This is a genomic window from Mesorhizobium sp. (genome assembly GCF_005063415.1).
Taxonomy (GTDB): Bacteria; Pseudomonadota; Alphaproteobacteria; order Rhizobiales; family Rhizobiaceae; genus Mesorhizobium.
The window spans coordinates 1,940-4,146 of sequence record NZ_SUEG01000254.1 but is presented as its reverse complement, the minus strand read 5'-3'; the positions used below and the strand labels follow the sequence as shown (position 1 = coordinate 4,146).

1 protein-coding gene and 1 pseudogene are annotated in these 2,207 nt (G+C 63.9%); one reads left to right on the top strand and one right to left on the bottom strand.

Annotated features, from left to right (window positions below):
• A pseudogene (locus E5W70_RS31190) lies at positions 1-808 on the bottom strand (DNA mismatch repair protein MutS); the annotation flags it as partial.
• 140 nt (positions 809-948) lie between these two features.
• Here E5W70_RS31190 and E5W70_RS31185 point away from each other — a divergent pair.
• A partial coding sequence (locus tag E5W70_RS31185; protein WP_292665102.1) for a malic enzyme-like NAD(P)-binding protein occupies positions 949-2,207 on the top strand: 1,259 nt, incomplete at its 3' end.

Here is a 2,207-nt window from a genome sequence, read left to right as displayed (position 1 = left end):
GCGTCTTTTCGACAAAGGCGATGACGCCTGAGATCGCCGACAATTCGGCGCGCGAAAACGAGCCGAAACTGTCAGGCGTCGCCACCTCGAAGAAGCGGGCGATGCGGCCGGCGGCCGAAGCCGAATCGAACAGCGACGGCGGCTGCGGGCTGGCGACGCGGCCGAGCACGTCGAATACCGGTTTCAGCTCCGGGTCGTAAAACACCGGTTCGGCGACGATCAGCTCGCGCGGATCGACACGGAAGACATCGGCGAGCAGCCGGTCGGCGGTGGTTTCAGCGACGCGGAAGACACCGGTCGAGATCTCAATCCAGGCCAAGGCGAAAGCGTGATCACTGCTGCCGCCCTTGACCCGTCCCAACGCCATCAGAAAACTCGATTCCGATGGCGCCAGCAGTTTGTCTTCGGTGATGGTGCCGGGCGTGACCAGCCGGACGACGTCGCGGCGCACCACCGATTTGCCGCCGCGCTTCTTCGCCTCGGCCGGATCCTCGATCTGCTCGCAGACGGCGACGCGGAACCCCTGGCCGATCAGCTTCTGCAGGTAATCGTCGGCGGCGTGCACCGGCACGCCGCACATCGGGATGTCGAGCCCCTGGTGCTTGCCGCGCTTGGTCAGCACGATGCCGAGCGCCCGGCTTGCCTTCTCGGCATCGTCGAAGAACAGCTCGTAGAAATCGCCCATGCGATAGAACAGCAGCGAATCCGGGTTCGCCGCCTTGATCTCGATATACTGCTCCATCATCGGCGTCGCCGGCGCGAAGGCCGGCGTGGCGTTGTCGCTTCGAATGGGCGTCTCGTCGTTCAAGAAGCTGCTTCCAAAATTTTGCAAGCCATGCTTGGCGGTTTACAGCGGCGAAGTGTAGCCTTAATCCCGAACCTTCCACAAAAGAAAGCATGCGCACCTATCGCAAGCGGTGCCGTACGGGCGAGGAAACCAAAAGTACCATGGCCAAGAAAACCGAAAGCAACGGGCCCTCCGTCAGCGCCCAGGAGGCATTGGAATTCCATGCCATGGGCCGCCCCGGCAAGCTGGAGATCGTCGCTACAAAACCAATGGCGACGCAGCGCGATCTCAGTCTCGCCTATTCGCCTGGCGTCGCCGTTCCGGTTCTCGCCATCGCGGAGGACCCGAGCCGCGCCTTCGACTACACGGTTCGCGGCAACATGGTCGCCGTCATCTCCAACGGCACCGCCATCCTCGGCCTCGGCAATCTCGGCGCGCTGGCCTCGAAGCCGGTGATGGAAGGCAAGGCGGTGCTGTTCAAGCGCTTCGCCGACGTCGATTCCATCGACCTCGAGGTCGACACCGAGGATGCCGACGAATTCATCAACTGCGTGCGCTTCCTCGGACCCTCGTTCGGCGGCATCAACCTTGAGGACATCAAGGCGCCGGAATGCTTCATCATCGAGCAGCGGCTGCGCGAGCTGATGGACATACCGGTCTTCCATGACGACCAGCACGGCACCGCCATCATCTCGGCTGCCGGCCTGATCAATGCGCTGGAGGTCACCGGCCGCGACATGAAGACCACCAAGATGGTCTGCAACGGCGCAGGTGCTGCCGGCATCGCCTGCATCGAATTGATGAAGGCGATGGGCTTTGCGCCAGAAAACATCATCCTGTGCGACACCAAGGGCGTCGTCTTCCAGGGCCGCACCGAAGGCATGAACCAGTGGAAATCGGCGCACGCCGTGAAAACCGGCGCGCGCTCGCTGGCCGAGGCGCTGGACGGCGCCGACGTGTTCCTCGGCCTCTCGGCCAAAGGCACGCTGACCACCAGGATGGTGCAGTCGATGGCCAAGAACCCGATCATCTTCGCCATGGCCAATCCCGACCCCGAGATCACGCCGGAGGAGGTCGCCGAGATCCGCACCGACGCCATCATGGCGACGGGGCGGTCGGATTACCCGAACCAGGTCAACAACGTGCTTGGCTTCCCCTACATCTTCCGCGGCGCGCTGGATGTGCGGGCGACCACCATCAACGACGACATGAAGATCGCCGCCGCCCGGGCGCTCGCCGAACTGGCGCGCCAGGACGTGCCCGACGACGTCGCCGCTGCCTATCAGGGCAACCGGCCGAAATTCGGCCCCAACTACATCATCCCGGTGCCGTTCGATCCGCGGCTGATTTCGGCGATCCCGATCGCGGTCGCCAAGGCGGCGATGGACTCCGGCGTCGCGCGCAAGCCGATCCTCGATCT